General features: G+C 37.9%; 14 protein-coding genes. 6 read left to right on the top strand and 8 right to left on the bottom strand.

Features of this window, described 5'->3' with window-relative positions:
• Positions 1–5: 5 nt before the first annotated feature.
• Positions 6–1268, top strand: a complete 1263-nt coding sequence (ilvA, locus tag BW964_RS07145; protein WP_084175683.1) for a threonine ammonia-lyase — start codon at positions 6–8, stop codon at positions 1266–1268.
• A 633-nt stretch (positions 1269–1901) separates the two neighbouring features.
• On the opposite strand, the gene BW964_RS07140 is transcribed toward ilvA, so the two are convergent.
• The 6 genes from BW964_RS07140 to alaS all read right to left on the bottom strand — a co-directional run bounded on the left by BW964_RS07140 (position 1902) and on the right by alaS (position 12418).
• Entirely contained in the window at positions 1902–3371 is a 1470-nt protein-coding gene (locus BW964_RS07140; protein ID WP_076506025.1) for a M28 family peptidase, read from the bottom strand.
• A gap of 9 nt (positions 3372–3380) precedes the next feature.
• Positions 3381–3617 carry a hypothetical protein gene (locus BW964_RS07135; RefSeq protein ID WP_076506024.1) on the bottom strand — a complete coding sequence of 79 codons (237 nt, stop codon included), beginning with the start codon at positions 3615–3617 and terminating at the stop codon, positions 3381–3383.
• A gap of 71 nt (positions 3618–3688) precedes the next feature.
• Positions 3689–6103 carry a hypothetical protein gene (locus tag BW964_RS07130; protein WP_076506022.1) on the bottom strand — a complete coding sequence of 805 codons (2415 nt, stop codon included), beginning with the start codon at positions 6101–6103 and terminating at the stop codon, positions 3689–3691.
• A gap of 153 nt (positions 6104–6256) precedes the next feature.
• A complete protein-coding gene (locus tag BW964_RS07125; RefSeq protein WP_076506702.1) occupies positions 6257–8071 on the bottom strand; it encodes a cytochrome-c peroxidase in 1815 nt (604 codons plus the stop codon).
• Between the two features lie 65 nt (positions 8072–8136).
• Entirely contained in the window at positions 8137–9618 is a 1482-nt protein-coding gene (locus BW964_RS07120; protein ID WP_076506021.1) for a hypothetical protein, read from the bottom strand.
• A 196-nt stretch (positions 9619–9814) separates the two neighbouring features.
• On the bottom strand, positions 9815–12418 hold the full coding sequence (gene alaS / locus BW964_RS07115) for an alanine--tRNA ligase (protein ID WP_076506019.1): 2604 nt from the start codon (positions 12416–12418) through the stop codon (positions 9815–9817).
• 706 nt (positions 12419–13124) lie between these two features.
• Between alaS and BW964_RS07110 the strand changes: the two genes are divergently transcribed.
• From BW964_RS07110 to msrB, 4 genes are all read left to right on the top strand, one after another.
• A complete protein-coding gene (locus tag BW964_RS07110) occupies positions 13125–13679 on the top strand; it encodes a sigma-70 family RNA polymerase sigma factor (protein WP_076506017.1) in 555 nt (184 codons plus the stop codon).
• A 13-nt stretch (positions 13680–13692) separates the two neighbouring features.
• Complete coding sequence (locus tag BW964_RS07105; RefSeq protein WP_076506016.1) at positions 13693–13965, top strand: hypothetical protein; 273 nt, start codon at positions 13693–13695, stop codon at positions 13963–13965.
• A gap of 80 nt (positions 13966–14045) precedes the next feature.
• A complete protein-coding gene (locus tag BW964_RS07100; protein ID WP_076506014.1) occupies positions 14046–14495 on the top strand; it encodes a DUF417 family protein in 450 nt (149 codons plus the stop codon).
• A gap of 17 nt (positions 14496–14512) precedes the next feature.
• Positions 14513–15610, top strand: a complete 1098-nt coding sequence (gene msrB, locus BW964_RS07095; RefSeq protein ID WP_076506700.1) for a peptide-methionine (R)-S-oxide reductase MsrB — start codon at positions 14513–14515, stop codon at positions 15608–15610.
• 507 nt (positions 15611–16117) lie between these two features.
• Here the strand turns inward: msrB and BW964_RS07090 are convergent.
• A complete protein-coding gene (locus BW964_RS07090; RefSeq protein ID WP_076506013.1) occupies positions 16118–16963 on the bottom strand; it encodes an ABC transporter permease in 846 nt (281 codons plus the stop codon).
• Complete coding sequence (locus tag BW964_RS07085; protein ID WP_076506011.1) at positions 16956–17867, bottom strand: ABC transporter ATP-binding protein; 912 nt, start codon at positions 17865–17867, stop codon at positions 16956–16958. Before BW964_RS07085 ends, BW964_RS07090 begins: the two co-directional genes overlap by 8 nt.
• 214 nt (positions 17868–18081) lie before the next feature.
• Between BW964_RS07085 and BW964_RS07080 the strand changes: the two genes are divergently transcribed.
• A complete protein-coding gene (locus BW964_RS07080; RefSeq protein ID WP_076506009.1) occupies positions 18082–19077 on the top strand; it encodes an alpha/beta hydrolase in 996 nt (331 codons plus the stop codon).
• The last annotated feature ends 83 nt before the right edge of the window (positions 19078–19160 follow it).

Below are 19160 nucleotides of genomic sequence, written 5' to 3'. Positions count from 1 at the left end.
AAAAAATGATGAAAGAAGAAACGTATCCATCTGTTTTGGACAATATCTATAAAGCAGCTGAAAGGCTCAGAAATGTAGTAGTAAGGACTCCTTTGGCCATCAACAACCATCTCTCCTCTATTTATAATGCCAGAATAAGCTTTAAAAGAGAAGATCTGCAAAGGGTAAGGTCCTACAAAATCAGGGGAGCTTACAATAAAATGGCGGTGATGTCTCCTGAAAGTCTGACCAAAGGTGTGGTGTGTGCCAGTGCTGGAAACCACGCTCAGGGTGTCGCTTTTGCTTGCAGTACGATGCAGGTGAAAGGAACTATTTTTATGCCTTTGCCCACTCCGGGACAAAAACTGGAACAGGTGAAAATGTTTGGGGGAACTTATATTGATATTGTTCTTTACGGGGATACTTTTGATGAAGCAAAAGATGCAGCCGTGAAGTTCTGTAATGATAACGGAGGAATATTTATTCATCCTTTTGATGACCAGAATATTATTGACGGTCAGGCTACCGCTGCACTGGAAATCCTTGAACAGTCTGATGAACCTATAGATTATCTTTTTGTTCCTATCGGAGGGGGAGGACTCGCTGCTGGTGTATGTACAGTATTTAGCCAGTTGTCTCCACACACGAAAATTATTGGAGTTGAACCTTCAGCGGCGGCAAGCATGAAAAAAGCGCTGGAAAAAGGAAAACCGATGCTTCTGGAAAAGATCAGCCGCTTTGTGGATGGTGCTGCGGTACAAAAAGTAGGTGATCTGAACTTTGAACTTTGCAAAAATGTATTGCAGGATATGGCTTTAGTGGATGAAGGAGTGGTTTGTGAAACCATTCTTTCCCTCTATAATAAGGATGCTATTGTGGTGGAACCAGCAGGAGCTCTTTCGGTGGCTGCGTTGGGAAAATATAAAGATCAGATTGAAGGGAAAAATGTAGTCTGTATTATCAGTGGAAGTAATAATGACATTACCCGTATGGAAGAGATCAAAGAAAAAGCGCTTCTCCATGCAGGATTAAAACATTACTTTTTGGTAAGATTTGCGCAACGTCCGGGAGCCCTGAAAACCTTTGTGATGAATGTATTGGGACCGAATGATGATATCACCTTTTTTGAATACACACAGAAAAATTCAAAGGAGAAAGGCATTGCTGTTCTGGGAATCGGATTGAGGCACAGTGAGGATTTTACTCCACTGCTTAACAACATGAAGAAATATGATTTTTTTGTTAATTACCTGAACAATGATCCTTCTTTAATGAATCTGCTTATTTAAAGAAAAAATACTATCAATGGCAGGTTATCGAAAAGACTCTAGTTTATCAAGTCGTCATTGCGAACTGAAGGTGAAGCAATCTGATTTATTTAAAATAAAGATTAAAGAATAAAGAATAAAGAATAAAGAATAAAGAATAAAGAATAAAGAATAAAGAATAAAGAATAAAGAGATTGCTTCGTCGCTTCGCTCCTCGCAATGACAAAGAAAACTAAGTTTAACAGAATTGAATTGTTATAAATTTTGCGGAAAATTGAATTTGCACCCTAAAATATCCGACATAGGAAAATGGAGAGTTTAGAAAATCAATCCTGTGAACGTTAAGAAAATTCTACTGTCCGAAGCGCGGGACTTTAAGTGAAACGAAGCAGAAATAATAAATCCGCGCAAGTTTTAGAATTTTTAGAGAACAGGATTTATTTTTAGCGGAAGTTTCCCAGTCTTGAATTTTTGTTTCTTTTGTTTCAAGACAAAAGAATAATAGAGAATATTTGAGAGAATGTATTGTGAAGCTATGATAAGTAATCTTAAGAATAAAGAATAAAGAATAAAGAATAAAGAGATTGCTTCGTCGCTTCGCTTCTCGCAATGACAAAAAAGTAGTATCGGCGGCCCGAAGGGCCGCCGATACTTTTATCTCTCAAGCGTAAAATTCGAAATCACTTTCGGACGTTCAGCCTCATTGGCTACCTTCCAGGATGTTCTGTACATCCATTCCGTCATTTTATAAAGCTTTTTATAGTTGATGTTTTCGGATTCATCCTGAGGAGTATGGTACTGATCGTGCAGTACGCTGGTGAAAAATATAGCGGGAATACCAATTTTTGCATACGGCAGGTGATCGCTTCTAAAGTAGAAATATTCTGCATGGTTGGGAGAATCCCAGTCTTTCAGATATTTGAACTTTGTACTTTCATTATTGGCATCTTCAGCCATTTTTACCAGTTCTTCAGAATTTTTATGTGGTGCATTTCCTCCCAGAAGGGCAGCTTCATTATTCTCATTTCTTCCGATCATGTCACCGTTTAACACGGCTACAATTTTTTCTTTTGGAACTACAGGATGAGCGGCGTGCCATCTGGAACCCAGCAATCCTCTTTCTTCGGCTCCATGGAAAACAAAGAGCATGCTTCTTTTTCCGGGTTGCTTTTTGTAGGCTCTGGCCATGGCAAGCATAGCGACACAAGTACTGGCGTTATCATCAGCACCGTTGTAGATGGTGTCATTTTTTACAGGATGTCTTATTCCGTCATGATCCTGATGTCCGCTTAGTAAAACGTATTCTTCTTTAAGTTTTGGATCTGTACCTTCTATCTTTCCGATGATATTCACTGAAGGATATTTGTAGGTTTCCGTGATGAGGTTCAGAGAAATCTTAGGATTGTTTTTTACCCAACCTGCATTTTCTCTTTTGATCCATAAAACGGGGATATTATTAGTTATTTTCTCTCTCAGCCCTTCTACACCGTAAGTTCCTCTGGTCATTTGAGGAAGAATTTCTACCCAGCTTTTTTCTGAAATATCGTCTGTGATGAAAATAACCGCTTTTGCTCCCAACTCATAGGCCTTATTGTAATATTTGTTTCTTACAAATCCGGGATACCTTCTTATAAAAAGAGTCATTTCCTTATCAATATTTTTATCAGAAGCATTGATGGCAAGTACTTTTCCTTTGATATTCAATTTAGAAAGTTCTTCAGGTTCTGCCGTTCCTGCGTAAACAATCTCGGCATCAATAGCTGCATTGACCGGTTCTGCAACCAGGAAGTCTTTCCATAATTTCAGGTTGCTGTCTCCGATTTTCAAACTGCTTTGAGGAATTACCTGATGCCTGTACATATCAAAAAACTGGAAAAATGTACCATTATCGCCTGCTGGGGTCATTCCAGCTTCCTTAGCTTTATCAGCCAGCCACATCGACACTTTTAACTCATCCAAAGTTCCGGCTTCACGTCCCCAAAACTGGTCTGCAGCGAGTTCATACATGTCTTTTCTCAGGTCTGCTTCTTTGATGGCAGAGACCAGAGGTTTTTTATCATTCTGAGCATTCCCGAAGCTGAAAAGGAAAATACTTAGGATAGAGAATATGTAACTTTTATTCATCTAAAAAATTTAATTGAAGTTAGCCAATTTATCTGAAAACTGTTTTGAAAATTCCTTTCTGTCTTCCTCCAGCTTTTCCTGATCAGGAGGAAGGATATAATTAAAAATAACTTTATCTTCATTATCTAGAAATATAATTTCCTTTTCATTACCATCGATCATTTGGGAGAAAATTTCCCACATCGGAGTGTCTTTCAGTTTTAATAATTCAAAAAACTGTTCTGCTTTTATTTCTATTCGCTGCATTTTTCGTTTTTTATGTATTTATGTTGTTGCTTAAGTTTTGTTTTTCTTGGAGAGAATTGATGTTTGGATAATTAAAATTCTAACACTTTCAGCTTAAACTGAATGGCAAAATTCTGTTTAAAATTGGGAGTGGTGTAATATCCCACTCTATAGAACAGTCCTAAGTTGAAGTAACTGGAAAGGAAATTATTCCACTCAAGACCGACTTCCTGATACAGGTGATCCAGTTTTCTGAATCTGAACTCATGGTATTCCGGATGTTTCATATCTCCGATGGTTCCTCTTAATACAAAATCAAAGCTGGAGATATTCTGTCCGAAACTTTTGAAATACAGAGGAAGCTTGTGGGTGAAATAATAAGCAATAAACTTATCATTGTAATATTTACCGCCTTCCAGTGTTGCAAAACCCAGATATGAAGTAAGGTTGAAATTAAAATCCTTTCTCGGAGACGCCAGCCCGTTCATGGTGAAATGTTTCCAGATAGGAGCTTCCCCTAACACGATTCCCCCGTACAATCTGAATCCGGTGGTTCCGAGCATTGTCTTAAAGTTATGAACAAAAAGCGCATCAAAACGGGTGTAGTTGAAATCTCCGCCCAATATTTTATAACTCTGTTCGTAGTTCAGATACAGCTCCGGATATTTCTGATCGATGATTGATTTTCCCTGAGGCGTCATGATATTCGTAGAATTGGGAGAATATTTTAAGGTAAAGAGGGTGTTGAAATTATCAAACTGGCCTCCTCTTCCTCTGAACTGATAATCAAATTTAGCTTCTTCAATATTTCTTTTGGCAGCAAAAACCAGAGTAAGTCCATTCGTTACGTCATTCAGATAGGATAGGGAAGCCCCTCTGTAATGATAATATTTATCATTGTTGATGTTGTTCCCGTAATTCATCGTTCTCATCTTGAAATTCCAAAGTATTCTGTAGAATTCTCCTGAGGCGGTCACATCATTATAATATTCAATTCTGAAAAATGAATTTTTGTCCAATGTGGTTTTCATGTCCAAACCGATTCCGTACTTCCATTTGTCGTCCTTGAAACCGTAGGCAAAATAGTAATCCGGGGAAAAGTAAGGATTGAAAGTCTCATTCAGTTTAGCTTTTAAGCCTACTCTGAAACCTTCATACAAGTTGAAGTTTACAATCTCATCCACTGCAAAATCTACAATACCCATTCTGATCTGCCCGTTGATAAGTCCGGTCAGGATTTTAGCCTTGCTGTCGATATTGTATTTTTTGCCTAAACTATCGATCGTGGTGTAGGTATTGCGTTCCCTTTCCGTCAGAGGATCGGTTCTGTACTGATCCAGCAAATGTCCGTCAGCATTTTTTACTGAAAAAGTGTAGCCTTTAAAATGATTCGGGTTTTCTTCGATAGGCGACTTGAAATCAAAGTACGTAGAAGTAAGGAAAGCATAGGTGCCGAAGCTGGTCTTATCTTTTTTTTCAGGATGCTCTTCTGTTTTTTTAGGGGTATCTTCTTCCATTGCTACTTTGCTCATTCTCAGTTTTACCTTTTCCTGAGCCAGAAACCACTTGTTGTTGTAGAAAACCCATGTACTTGCGATGATGCCGTCATTTTTATTCTTGCTGAAGTTTTCGATCTTCTGAATACCGTAGGTCTCCGTATCTATATAAATAGCCCCGTTGTACTTTCTTTTTTTGTCTTGCTTTTTGTAATTCACTTCACGGAAGCGGATTACGTAGGTCTTCCTTCCGCTCACTTCAATGGTGTCTGAAAGAAAAAAGCGGTAAAGGCCTCTGTTTTCCTGTTTGATCTGGTTGGGGATTTTATCCCTGTTGCTTTGCTGAACAGCGATCATTTCATAGATAGGCTGTTTAAGACCGGAAATTCTATTGTCCAGAATATTGATCTTCTCTCCATATTGTTGAGAATACAAAAACTCCTGAGCTCTTTCCCAGAGGAAGAGTTTACTTTTTGAAAAGATCTGTTTTGCAGAAATATTGCTTAATGAATCTTTTTCTCTTTTTTTCTTGAAAAAATCAGAGGAATTAAAAAACTGGTTAAACTGCGTAATGCTGTCCTGATCTATGTCCAGAGAAACTTTTTCGTAAGATTTAAAAGAATAGGACCCGAGGCTTTTGGGCGAATTTTCTCTAAACAGTTTGTTTACTTTTTTAAGAATCTCCAAAGCTCTTGGATCACTACGGTCTTCAATAATAACGGCTTCAATATCAGTTGTTTTTGATGGTTTTTTTTGCATCGGAACTTCCATTTCAGCCTCTGCGGTTGCTGTTTCTTTCAGGTAATTTTCCGCCTGAACTTCTATGCTGTTGCATGATGCTTTAAATTCCAGTATGCCCTGAATGTCTGTAAAGCCAATCACTTTTCCATCACATGAGATTTTTGCATGGGATATGGGTTTCTGGTCAGTTTCATCAATAACTCTGATCTTTGATTGAGAATAACCAAAGAAATACATCAGTAAAAATAATAAAACTAAAAACCTTTTCATGTGAAAAACTAGGTCAAAAGTAATGATATTTCTTGTGTTGAGAAAGTTTTTATGATATGTTATGACATTGATTTAATCTAAATTTTCGATAGAAAAATGCAGTAAAAACACAGATGAAAATATTCAATATAATTTACAAAAAACAGGATTATATTACCGATCATCTAACGCATTCATGAAGTCTATCATTTCATCTGTTTCTTGGTCGGTAAGTTGTAAGGGCGTGTCGGAAAGTGTTTGATTTTCTACCCTAAAACCGAAGCCTTTTCCGCCTCCTTTATTATAAAAATTCATCACTTCCTTCAGTGTTTTATAGCCACCATTATGCATATAAGGAGCTGTTTTACTAATGTTTCTAAGAGTCGGGGTTTTAAAAGAATGCTGCAACGCTTCAACCGTTTCATGGAATTTTCCTCTTCCTAAATCCTGATCAAACACCTTGTTGTCACCATTCACAGCAGTTCCCAGGACTTCCTGTTCTGTTTTTTTGAAATTGGGAGGAACCGTTCCATTGAATAAAGGAATGAAATGACATAAAGCACACTGACCTTTTCCTACAAATAGATTGAACCCCTTTTTCTGGCTTTCTGTCATGGCAGATCTGTTGCCCCTCATGTATTCATCGAAATCAGAATTGAATTTTGCCAGAGAACGGAGGTAGCTTGCCAGTACATTCTGGAGCTGCCAGGTTTCAGCTTTTGAGGTTTTATAGATTTTCTTAAATTCCGGAAGGTATTTTGTGTCCCGATTAATTTTACCAAGAATAACATTCAGGTCGCCATGCATTTCCTCTTTATTCGAGATCACATCTGAACTCTGGCCTTCCAGATCATCTTTTCGCATATCCCAGAATTGTCCGTGCTGAAAACCTGCATAATTTAACGATGGTGCATTTCGCTGCAACTCTGCATTCTCCAATGACATCGACTTGGCGAGACCGTCTGTAAAAGCCTTTTCGGGAATATGACACGTTGCACAGCTTCTGTTATTGCTGTTGGAAAGAATATTATCATTAAACAGTTTTTTCCCCAGAGCTGCCTTTTCATCAGAGAATTCAAATTCTTTTCCGGGAACAAATGCATTCGGATTGAAAGCATTTTTTGAAAAAAAGGAGGCCGCATTTTTGTTTAAGGCAGAAGTCACTTCAATATCCGGAATATTTTCCTGCTTTTTAAATGCCAGCAGTAAAGAAGAGATTGTATTGAGGTGATCTGGAATAAAATTCACATAATCAAAACTATTTCTGTCGGTATTTTTCTTTAGAACAGCGATGGCCGAATCAATTGCAGTATGGATATTTTTCAAGGCCTTATCTTGAGATTGATTCTTTGAAATCTGTTGTAAAGTCAGTTTAATCGACACCAGAGAATAAGGCATTTCCTTTAAAAAGGTTCCCGATATCGGGGTGTCAAAACCGGAAATCCCAAGACTTGAAATTCTGAATATTTCCTGTCTTACTGCATCAAAAACCTGATCTTTACTCACGGAGATTGCCTGAAAATTGACCTTTATGGTATTACTTTTATTGGTCAGTTTTTTCAGAAACCGTATAGCTTCATCTTTATTTTCAGGAGTGTAGGGATAGAAAAGCTCTTCCAAAACCTGAAGACCTTCCGGCTCTAGTTCTGTATGCTCATCCATTTCAATTTCAGGAAGGGCAGGGCCGTTGATAAATCTGGCAGAATTCGGAAGGAAATATTCTACTGCCCATTCCATTTTTTTGTACGTTATTCTGAGATCTTCAAATTTCTGTTGAATCGTCTTTTCATCTGCATTTTTGGAGACAAGAAGCAACAATTCACTGATCTGTTTTTCAAATGACGCATTGGTTTTGGTTATTTCATTTTTTACAACACTTAAATCCTCATGGACGGGTGGGTGCTTATCTGTTTTACACTGAAAAAAAGCAAAAAGAACAACCACAGTGAATAAAACTGCAAGTACCGGATATTTGAAGAATATTTTCATAGGCATGAAAAAGTACCAACGGAAATTTTCCCGCTGATACTTTACTGTTTATTGGATATTTAAAACTATTTCTCTACGTTTCTGATGATGACGATCTGTCCGCCTTCCTTATTCGTATTTACCCCTGCACCGTCAGCATTTTTGAACTTATCCTTCTGCCATGTATGCGAGTGGATATTGACGGTAAAAGTATTTGGAATTCCGATGATATCTGAAATATCTACCATCGCTCCATATTCCCATGAACCGAACTTCTGAAGGGTTCCGGATTGATTGTAAGCGGTCTGCCAGGCTGGATCTAATCTGTTGTGTTTCATGTTTAGCCATGGTTTGTACTGCTTTGTCGCAATGTTGAGCTGCCAGATATAAGAATCGTGAGCTGCTGCCGTATAATAAGAGTCACCGTCTTCCTGAATGTAGACAAAGTTTTCAGTCACACATAAATTATCAGGATTGATCAGGTTGTGACCAGGATTAGAATCTCCTTCCGCGGCTACTTCCAGTTTTCCGGTAAGCATATTATTCTCATTAAGGACCAGCTTGTAGACTCTTCCCCACATTGTCAGTCCAGGTTTTGGAGTAACGCCATCTGAAGATTCTCCCGTTGCTGTAAAGTAAATTTCTCTTCCTTTTCCAGCCCCTTTCCTATAATCTACATCTTCAACCCTTGAAAAACGGATGGCATTATTATCAATGTTTTTCTGATTGATTTGAGCACCCGTAAGGTTTTTAGCATTTGGAATTTCTACGAATTCTACATCGTAAGAACTGCCTTTTACCATATCCGTTTCTGTATAATTGCTGTTGGTTCTTTTTAGAGCATACAGTTTTCCGTTATCAAGGTCACCCTGTGTTGTGGAAACATACATAATCAGTTGTCCTGCAGATTGGTGCGAAGAAGAATAAGACTGATCTTCACCGATCATAATGTATGTTTTTCCACCTGAAATATCTTTAGGAAGAGGAACTGCATTTTCCATAGAAGCCTTTCCCAAAGCCGGCTTTACTCTGGTCTGATCTGAAGCCTGAGAAGCAGGTGCCAATGGATTAAGAGCATGCACCATACTTTCTTCACCGGATTCACCAGCGGTAAGAAATGCGCTGAATCCGTGGGTTTCCGGAGTAGCCAGTGTGGCAGAGCATAATCTTGTCATACCTCCCATTCCGTTCAGGATGTATTCTCCTTTGAAAGGTTTAAATGTCTTATCTAGATAAACTCTGGAAACAGATTGAGTGATTTCATGATTGGTGATCATGAGATAGCCGTCAGAATTAGGATCTTTCATGATTCCCATACCGTCCGGCTGTCCTGCGAAAACAAAATTCGGAGTTCCTGAAAGTACATCAGAACTTGAGATCAGGGTCGTGATGTTCAGATTTTCAAATCCCTGCATTCCATAAACAAAGGCGGGTTCCTGCGAAAAATTTTCAATCTTGATATTCTGATTGACAGGATTGGTTTCCTGCTGGTCGGTATTGTCGTCATTACAACCCTGAATGGCCATAGAAGCAAACAACAGGGCTCCAATAGTTTTGTTAATTTTCATAATTACTTATATTGATTTCGATAGTAGCAAAGCTAAAGGTCTATTGTGAATTGTATTTTAAGGAGACGAAACCAATAGTTTAAGTTTAAGTAATGGTTTGTTAAGATAAGATCAATAATTAGAATGGATATAAATAAAAAAAACTCCTGAAATTTTCAGGAGTTTTTACTGTTTTTATGATAAAGGACGTTTAATCCTAAAGATTTAAAGCTTTTTGGTAAGCATTTTCCAAACCGTCAAGATTTTTACCTCCCGCAGTTGCAAAGCCCGGATTTCCGCCGCCGCCGCCCTGAATCTCTTTTGCCAGGTCTTTTACGATAGCTCCCGCCTGATAATCTGCTGCCAGATCGTCTGAAACTCCGACAGTGATCATTGGTTTCCCGTCTGCATCAGAAAGAATGATCGTTACCGAAGTCGGGATTTCTTTCTTCAACTGGAATACGATGTCTTTTACCGAACCAGCATCCAGAGAAGTTTTCTTCACCAATAACTGTTTGTTTCCTTTTTGCTCGTAAGCGTTTTTCCATTCGCCAATCTCGCCTTTTGCTTTTTCTTTTTTAAGGGCTTCCACTTCAGATTTTAAAGAAGCGTTTTCTTCCATCAGTTTCTCGATAGATCTTACCACATCTTTAGATTTCAGCAATTGAGAAAGCTCATGAATTTGATTTTCCAGATTCTTGAAATATTGCTCAGATTGATCTCCTGAAATCGCTTCAATTCTTCTGATTCCGGCTGCTGCAGAACCTTCGGAAGTAATCTTGAAATGTCCGATTTCAATGGTGTTTTTTACGTGAGTTCCACCGCAAAGTTCCTTAGAGCTTCCGAACTGGATCATTCTCACGCTGTCTCCATATTTTTCACCAAACAAAGCCATAGCTCCTTTTTCCAGAGCCTCCTGAATAGGAATACTTCTGAATTCCTGTAAAGCAATGCTCTCTTTGATCTTGTGGTTTACTTTTTCTTCTACCAACGCCAGTTCCTCCTCCGTCATTTTATTGAAATGAGAGAAGTCAAAACGAAGATAGTCAGGGCCTACATAAGAACCTTTCTGCTCAACGTGAGTTCCTAAAACCTCCCTTAATGCCTCATGCAAAAGGTGAGTTACAGAGTGATTCGCCTGAGAGTTTTTTCTGTCGGTTGCCTCTACTTTTGCATAGAAAACAGCGCCTGCATCTTTCGGAAGACCGTTGATCAGAGAGATGATCAGTCCGTTTTCCTTTTTAGTTTCTAAGACTTCAAAGCTTTCAGTTGCACTTTCAAGAACCCCTTTGTCTCCCACCTGGCCACCGCCTTCAGGATAGAAAGGTGAACTGCTCAATACCACCTGGTAGAATTCTCCGTCTTTATTTTCTACTTTTCTGTATCTTGTAATATAGGTTTCAGATTCAATCTGATCGTACCCAACAAAGTTTTCAGGTTTTGTTTCTAAAGTTACCCAGTCGTATACTTTCTGAGCAGAATCAGCCTTTGAACGAAGCTTCTGCTTTTCCATTTCAACTTTAAATCCAGCCTCATCAATGGTAAGACCTTTTTCCTCTGCAATGATTCTCGTTAGATCATCCGGGAATCCATAGGTATCGTACAGTTCAAAAACTTCTTCGCTTGGCAATACCTTTGAACCGGCTGCAATCGTCTGTTCAATTAATTTTTCAACTCTTATCAATCCGTTTTCAATGGTTTTTAAGAATGAGTCCTCTTCACTTTTAATCACTTCAGTGACCAGGTTGCCTTGCTTTTCCAATTCAGGGAAAAATGCACCCATCTGATCTTTAAGAACAGCCACCAATTCATAAAGGAAAGGTTCCTTCATTCCCAGGAATCGGTAAGAATAAGAAATTCCTCTTCTTAAAATTCTTCTGATCACATATCCTGCCCCTCCGTTGGAAGGAAGCTGTCCATCTGCAATCGCAAATGAAACTGCTCTGATGTGGTCTACCACAACACGGATGGCAATATCTTTTTCGTCTTCTAAAATTCCTGTATATTTTTTACCTGAAAGTTCTTCAACCTTAGCAATAAGGGGGGTGAAAACATCAGTATCATAGTTGGAAGATTTGCCCTGAAGTGCCATACAAAGACGTTCGAAGCCCATTCCTGTATCCACGTGTTGTGCAGGAAGTTTTTCCAGCGACTTGTCAGCTTTTCTGTTGAATTCCATGAAAACCAGGTTCCATACTTCCACCACCTGCGGATGATCGTTGTTAACCAGGTCAAGTCCTGAAACTTTAGCTTTTTCTTCAGGGGTTCTCAGGTCAATATGGATTTCTGAACACGGTCCGCACGGTCCGCTTTCTCCCATTTCCCAGAAATTATCCTTTTTGTTTCCGTTGATAATTCTGTCTTCAGAAATATGAGATTTCCAGAAATCGTAGGCATCCTGATCTCTTTCAAGATTCTCAGAAGCATCTCCTTCGAAAATAGTTACGTATAAGTTTTCTTTCGGAACACCGAATACTTCAGTCAGTAATTCCCAGGCAAAAGCAATAGCATCTTTTTTGAAATAATCACCAAACGACCAGTTTCCCAACATTTCAAACATGGTATGGTGGTAGGTATCTCTTCCCACATCATCCAGGTCATTATGCTTTCCGGAAACTCTAAGACATTTCTGCGTATCGGCAATTCTTGGGGCCGTAGGCGTTTTGTAGCCTAAGAAAAAATCTTTGAACTGCGTCATTCCTGAGTTGGAAAACATAAGGGTAGGGTCGTCTTTCAACACAATAGGTGCTGAAGGAACGATAAGGTGGTCTTTACTTTTAAAATAATCTAAAAATTTTTGACGTATCTCTTGTGATGTCATAGTATTGCTTTGCTTTTAAAACTATCAAATTTTTGATAAGATGCAAATTTAATGTTTTTAAGCGATTTGTAAATAATTTTATGCTATGTTTTGAATGGGGCAGAGCGGGTAAAGTTTATTTGTTGTTGATAAAAGTATGGCTGCAAATAATTTCAAGGATCATTTTTGTCATTGCGAGGAGCGAAGCGACGAAGCAATCTCAAGAAAATAAGCCTAATTATTTTGTATAAATGGTTTGTTGGCTTTAGAGTAATAAGTGACCTTAGGAAAAGCAAAATGTTGGATAAACGCAAAGACGCAAAGGATTTGACTTTCATGTAGTTTTTAGGGCGCGAGAAAATCAAAGATTTTCTGAAAAGGGGAAATGAAGAGATTGCTTCGTCGTTGCACTCCTCGCAATGACGGTGTGCTCAATTTTATCGGAGATAAAATCCTAGCGCCTTATCAGCATAACGGATGTGAGAAAACTTAGCGTCTTTGCGTTTATCCAACATTTTTGGAGTCATTAATAAAACATTCCGAATTCATTCCTTTTATAAGCCTCTCTCAAAGTCTGGCGAATAAAAATTTTGCATGTTATGATTTAACTTTTTATATTCGTTTTAATATTAAATAAAGACGTGATCGATTTTATGATTTTGAAACCAAAATATACTGGTCTGTATAAATCAATACAATAAGTTTTTATAATATTAAAGGATAAAAAATGACGAAAAATGAAGTGCTGAAAAGCTGGGTAGAACAGTATTCCGGACCTCTTCTGAAAAGAGCGGCGTATGTACTTTCAGATAAAGCAGAAGCAGAAGATATCGTACAGGAAGTTTTTATAGCTGCATTTTCGTCCTATGATTCTTTTGAAGGAAAGAGCCAGCCGCTCACCTGGCTGACAGCTATTTTAAACAGAAAAGCTGCTGATTTTTACCGTAAAAAGTATAAATCGGATCCCGAGATCAAACTGGATCATTTTTTTGATGAAACCGGTTCCTGGAAAAATGACGGTGTTTTGAATGACTGGAATGTTTCAGAGAAGGAACCCGAACTTTTAGACAATAAAGACTTTAATAAAACCCTTGAGGAATGTATTGAGGATTTACCCTCCAGATGGAAGATTCCATTGAAAATGTATTACCTTGAGGAGAAAAAAGCACCGGAAGTGAGTCAGGAATTAAAGATATCTGCGACTAATCTTTGGAAGATCCTTCAGAGAAGCAGAATGCAACTGAGGGAATGTCTTGATATCAACTGGTTTACCAACTTATAACCATATCATAGAAATGTTGAAAAAATTGATTCATATTCTGTTCCTGCCATGCAGTAAAGCTACGATGCTGATGGAGAAAAGGAATGCACAGGCCATCTCCCGGAAGGAAGACTGGCAGCTTTCCATGCACCTGAAAATCTGTAAATGGTGCCGTGCATATGAACAGAAGCTGAAGATTCTGGATGATATTTTAAGAAGAAAACTTTCCCAAAAAGAAACTGCTGAAATTAATGATTCTGATATTCAGGGTTTTAAAAACAAAGTTTTAAAAAATCTAGATCTTTAGAAAAAAAACTGTCAGGATTTTGAAATGTCTCCGACTATACTTTTGAAAACAAATAAAGTATCATTCAAAATCTTAAAGACATGAAAGGAACATCAAAACTGAACGTCGAATCCGGAACGTACCCATCGGGATATTATATTTCACTTTTCGGAGCTGCATTGATTTTGCTCTGGATCGGAATATTCAAATTTACGCCTACTGAAGCTGCAGCCATTAAACCCTTGCTGGAAAACCATTTTCTTAGTTTCTTCGTATATAAAATAGCAAGTGTGCAGACAGTGTCAAATGCTATCGGAGTGATAGAAATTATCATTGCAGGATTATTGATCTTTAGTGTGAAATTTGCATCTCTAAAGAAGTATGCCGGAATCGGAATGATCATCACATTTCTGGTAACCATAAGCTATCTGTTTACGACTCCCGGAATGTGGAAAATAGTGGACGGTGTTCCTGTCACAGATTTCTTTATTTTAAAGGATCTCATGCTATTAGGATTCGGATTGATGCTCGTTCAAAACAATACAAAGTAATGGATAAAAAGAAAAAAATGAAAAATATATTTATCGTACTCGGAATTATTCTGGGTATCGCAGTTTTTGCTGCAGGATCGGGGCTATTTAAAAATTCTAAGGCCAAAGAATTAACAACAGAAAAGGAAAATGAGAAAATTATGGATAATAAAAATGTCAGAGAAATCTATTTTGCCGGCGGATGTTTTTGGGGTACGGAGCACTTCTTTCAGCAGATCCGCGGAGTGGTGGGAACTGAAGTAGGATATGCCAACGGAAATACTCAAAATCCAACCTATGAAGAAGTGGTGAGCCATACCACAGGTTTTGCAGAAACGGTAAAAGTGAAATATGATCCTGAACAGGTTGATCTTAAACTGCTGATCGATCTTTATTTTAAAACAATAGATCCTACGACTCTTGATAAACAGGGAAATGACAGAGGAAACCAGTACAGAACCGGAATTTACTTCTCGAATAAAGCAGATGAAACGGTAGTGAAAAATGAGGTTTCGAAATTGGCTAAAAATTACACTCAGCCTGTAGTGGTCGAAACGGTTGCGTTGAAAAATTTCTACAAAGCCGAAGATTATCATCAGGATTATCTGGATAAAAATCCGGGAGGCTATTGTCATATTGAGCCGGGACTTTTTGAAATGGCCAAAAATGCGAACCCTCTTCCGAAAGCAAAATACCAAAAGCAGGATAAAAAGGCTTTAAAGGAAAAACTGACTGCCGAACAATACAATGTAACGCAGGAAAACGGAACTGAACGACCTTTCCAAAATGAATACTGGAACGAAACCCGTGAAGGAATCTATGTAGATATCACCACTGGTGAGCCTTTATTTATTTCTACTGATAAGTTTGAGTCAGGGTGCGGATGGCCAAGTTTTTCAAAACCGATCACCAAAAAACTGATCGATGAGAAAATGGATAAATCGGCAGGAATGATCAGAGTGGAAGTACGAAGTAAAACCGGAGACGCTCACCTTGGACACGTTTTCAACGATGGCCCTACGGATAAAGGAGGACTTCGATACTGTATCAACAGTGCTTCACTGAAGTTTGTTCCAAAAGCAGAGATGGAGAAAAAAGGCTACGGAGATTATCTTCCGTTGTTGGATAAAAAGTGATATGAAGGAGAGACCGCCGTGAGGCGGTCTTTTTTTATTTTATCAAGCAATAGCAATGAATTTATTTAATTATAATTAAACACTTTGAAGTAAAATATTGCTGAAAATCTTTGATTTCCTCGCGTCTTAAAACATTTTCATTTTCAATCGGGCCTTGTGCCTTTACGATTTTCCAACAGAAAAATATTTGATTTGTTCAATCAGGAGTTTTAAGAACATCACGCAAATTTCACCGATAACGCAGATTTTAGGATTTATAGATTTATTCTTATACTATTACGAGAATAAACAGGATATGGTAAATGGGAAAGGTCCGGAAAATTGATTGCACTTTTTGATAAAAATTAATGAAAAATTAAATATCTGAATGCTCAGCCCCTATTTTTAACATAGCAGCCGTAAAAAACAAAAAAAGTGATCCAAAGGACCACTTCATTATTTAATCTTTCAATCTTTCAATCTTTCAATTTTTAAATCTTAAATCTTAAATTTTTCAATATCAGACATCTACCAATCCCTTTTTCTCAGGATCCAGTAAGAACCCCAGATAAAAATGACAGACCAGATGATACAGGCGATCATACTTTCTGTAGGATAGTGAGCTTCATATTTTACCCCCATTACCTTTACCAGATTCAGTCTCATAAGTGGATTCGGGATTAGATTTGACATACTTTCCAAAGGCAGAAGGTTGGTAATAAAGAAGTCATTCTCAAGCACTGCTTTTCTTTGTTCGCCTTGCATTCCGGTTAATTTCTGGTAAGATTCAATACCGGCTAAAATCTTTTCAGCGATCCAGTAGGCGAAGAAACCAAGAAATACAAACATAGATTTTCTCAACAATACTGAAAGGAACATCAGGAAAGAAAAGAAGGTAAACAGTTTTACAAAGTAATTTCCAATATAGTACATCTCCTCATAAATTTTTGCAGAATCAGTAACTTTAGAATACTGATGTCCTAAAAACATAGTGATAACAAATACAATGAGTGTGGAAACAATTGTAAATATCGTAATGGTCAGAAGCTTTGATCCGATAAATTCCTTTCTGCTCAATCCGTCGATCGTATTTTGTTTAAACATTCTGTTCGTGAACTCCTGGGAGATCGAAAACACAATGATCAACCCCAGAAAAATTTTCAATAGTGCAACGATCCAGGTGGTGAAATTCCATATTTCAGGAAAATTATAAATTCCCTGTTCCTTTAAATTGATGGTTCCTCCAAAAATATCCAGATCTACCAATCCTATGAACAGAAGAGCGATCAGGATAGCAAAATATAAGATGGTGAAAACCTTGAACGGTCGGTAGTTCAGGTTTTTATAGTATTCAAGTTTGAGTAATTTAAGCATGGGTATTCGTGTTTTTTACAAGTTCAAGGAATTGAGTTTCAAGAGACAGTTTTTTCTTCGTTAAATGCGATAGAAAAATTCCTTTTTCAGCCAGTTTCTGATTCAAAGCCGAAGCAGATATAGAAGCATCTTCGCGGATTTGGGCTTTGATGATTTCTCCATCTATTTTTACTGCGCTGAACCATTGAAGTTCTTCCAAAGAGCTTAAAAGTAAAGTATTGTTGTCTGCTTTCAATTCAAAATAACCGTTGTTGGCCGTCATTTCATCCACTCTTCCGCTGTAGATGGCATTTCCTTCTTTCAATACGATCACGTGGCTGCAGATCTTTTCGATCTCATCCAGAAGATGGCTCGCAATAATAATAGTAATGCCTTGTTTTGCGATATTACTGATGATTTCCCTGATCTGGATAATACCTTCAGGATCCAGGCCGTTAGTGGGTTCATCCAGAATCATCACCTCAGGATTGTTCAGCATTGCCGAAGCAATGGCAAGACGTTGTTTCATTCCTAAAGAATATGTTTTGAAAGCATCATTTTTTCTTTCAAAAAGTCCCACTGTTTTCAGTACTTCTGCAATTCTTGTATAAGGCGTTTCTTTGATCTCAGCTACGATTTTAAGATTCGTTTCAGCGTCCAGATAAGGATAGAAATTAGGCTGTTCAATAATGGCTCCTATTTTTTTCAGTGTATCAGGCTCCGTTCCTTTCTTTCCAAACCAATACCAGTCTCCGCTGGTAGGATTGATGGTGGACAGCAGCATTCCAAATGTGGTAGATTTTCCGCTTCCATTAGGTCCCAATAAGCCGTATACATTTCCTTTTTCTACATCAAAGGAGATATTGTTGACTACCGTTCTTTTGAATTTTTTGGTTAAATTCTTTACTGACAAAATTTTTTCCATGTAATTTGTTTTACATAGTAGTAGTCTATGTAATTGAGAGATTGTTACAAATTTTTGATATTTTTTCAGATCGCATAGAAATAACTTTCTTTAAATTAAATGTAATAAGATTCACAAGATCATTGTTTTAATGGTGTAACGATTTGTATTGATGAAAGACCCATTGACAAAGTTTCAGCTTTAAAATTTTTCAACCCCATTAAAAAATAGAACTATGAAAATTGCTAAATGGCTCAAAAGAATAGGTATGGCACTCCTTCTCATTGTAATTCTCGTCTTAATGACAGGCTTTATTTTTGAAGAAATATCCCGTTCAAAAGCTGAAAAAATTCATCCGGACGGTCAGTTGGCGGATGTTGAAAACCATACAATGCATTACCTCAGGAAAGGAATCGGCGGGCCGACCGTAGTATTTGAAACAGCTTTCGATCCGGCCGGTCATCTGCAATGGTATCACATCCAGCAGAATCTTCCCCCAACCTTCACTACCTTTTCCTATGACCGCTCAGGAATTTTATGGAGCGAAAGAGGAACCAATGCAAAAACAGGTGAAAAGATAGCAGAAGAACTTCACACACTGCTGGAAAACTCTAAAGTACCCAAACCTTATATCCTTGTAGGACATTCTTTTGGTGGCATGCTGACGAGATTCTTCATTAAAAATTATCCTGAAGAGGTTGCTGGAGTCATATTAGTAGACAGTCAATATCCGGCTGATGAAAAATATCTTTCACCGGAATTATACACAATGGTCAATCAGGGACTTCCCGGTGGCTTTTTAAAGTTTGCAAATACTTTTGGAGCAGCAAGACTGATGTTCAGCAATATGTTTCCGGCCACTGCCCAGTATCAATACCAAAACTCTCTTATGCCTGCATTGCTTTATAAAAGTGCCGATGCCACACTGGAGGAACAGGATCACATGAAATCTATAAAAACAGAAGCCGCTAAAATCAATTCTTTTGGTTCCGTTCCTCTTTTCGTTATTACAGCAGGAGATAAGACCAGATATAATAGTTTCATTAAAGACCAGAAAATAAAAAACGAAATCCTGACAGCATGGGACAAAATGCAGAAAGATCTATTGAATCTATCGACAGACAGCAGGCAGATAATAGCAGGAAAAAGCGGTCATTACATCAATCAGGACCAGCCTGAAGTCATCGAAAAGGCGGTGAATGATATGGTAAAAAAAATCACAGCCAAATAATTAATGTCCTACTTATGATCTTAAGCTCAACCATCCTTAAACAAAGTCTTCATTTCCCTGTTTATTTTAATGAATTTTCAATA

The sequence above is a fragment of the Chryseobacterium shigense genome (assembly GCF_900156575.1).
GTDB lineage: Bacteria > Bacteroidota > Bacteroidia > Flavobacteriales > Weeksellaceae > Chryseobacterium > Chryseobacterium shigense.
The sequence above is the reverse complement of the archived record's forward strand: the minus strand, read 5'-3'. Positions and strand labels throughout refer to the sequence as shown.

Coding starts and splice junctions, on each gene's coding strand:
- BW964_RS07110 (WP_076506017.1), top strand. CDS start 13,125: ATGACGAAAAATGAAGTGCTGAAAAGCTGGGTAGAACAGTATTCCGGA.
- msrB (WP_076506700.1), top strand. CDS start 14,513: ATGAAAAATATATTTATCGTACTCGGAATTATTCTGGGTATCGCAGTT.
- alaS (WP_076506019.1), bottom strand. CDS start 12,418: ATGACATCACAAGAGATACGTCAAAAATTTTTAGATTATTTTAAAAGT.
- BW964_RS07120 (WP_076506021.1), bottom strand. CDS start 9,618: ATGAAAATTAACAAAACTATTGGAGCCCTGTTGTTTGCTTCTATGGCC.
- BW964_RS07135 (WP_076506024.1), bottom strand. CDS start 3,617: ATGCAGCGAATAGAAATAAAAGCAGAACAGTTTTTTGAATTATTAAAA.
- BW964_RS07130 (WP_076506022.1), bottom strand. CDS start 6,103: ATGAAAAGGTTTTTAGTTTTATTATTTTTACTGATGTATTTCTTTGGT.
- BW964_RS07080 (WP_076506009.1), top strand. CDS start 18,082: ATGAAAATTGCTAAATGGCTCAAAAGAATAGGTATGGCACTCCTTCTC.
- BW964_RS07105 (WP_076506016.1), top strand. CDS start 13,693: ATGTTGAAAAAATTGATTCATATTCTGTTCCTGCCATGCAGTAAAGCT.
- BW964_RS07100 (WP_076506014.1), top strand. CDS start 14,046: ATGAAAGGAACATCAAAACTGAACGTCGAATCCGGAACGTACCCATCG.
- BW964_RS07090 (WP_076506013.1), bottom strand. CDS start 16,963: ATGCTTAAATTACTCAAACTTGAATACTATAAAAACCTGAACTACCGA.
- BW964_RS07085 (WP_076506011.1), bottom strand. CDS start 17,867: ATGGAAAAAATTTTGTCAGTAAAGAATTTAACCAAAAAATTCAAAAGA.
- BW964_RS07125 (WP_076506702.1), bottom strand. CDS start 8,071: ATGAAAATATTCTTCAAATATCCGGTACTTGCAGTTTTATTCACTGTG.
- BW964_RS07140 (WP_076506025.1), bottom strand. CDS start 3,371: ATGAATAAAAGTTACATATTCTCTATCCTAAGTATTTTCCTTTTCAGC.
- ilvA (WP_084175683.1), top strand. CDS start 6: ATGATGAAAGAAGAAACGTATCCATCTGTTTTGGACAATATCTATAAA.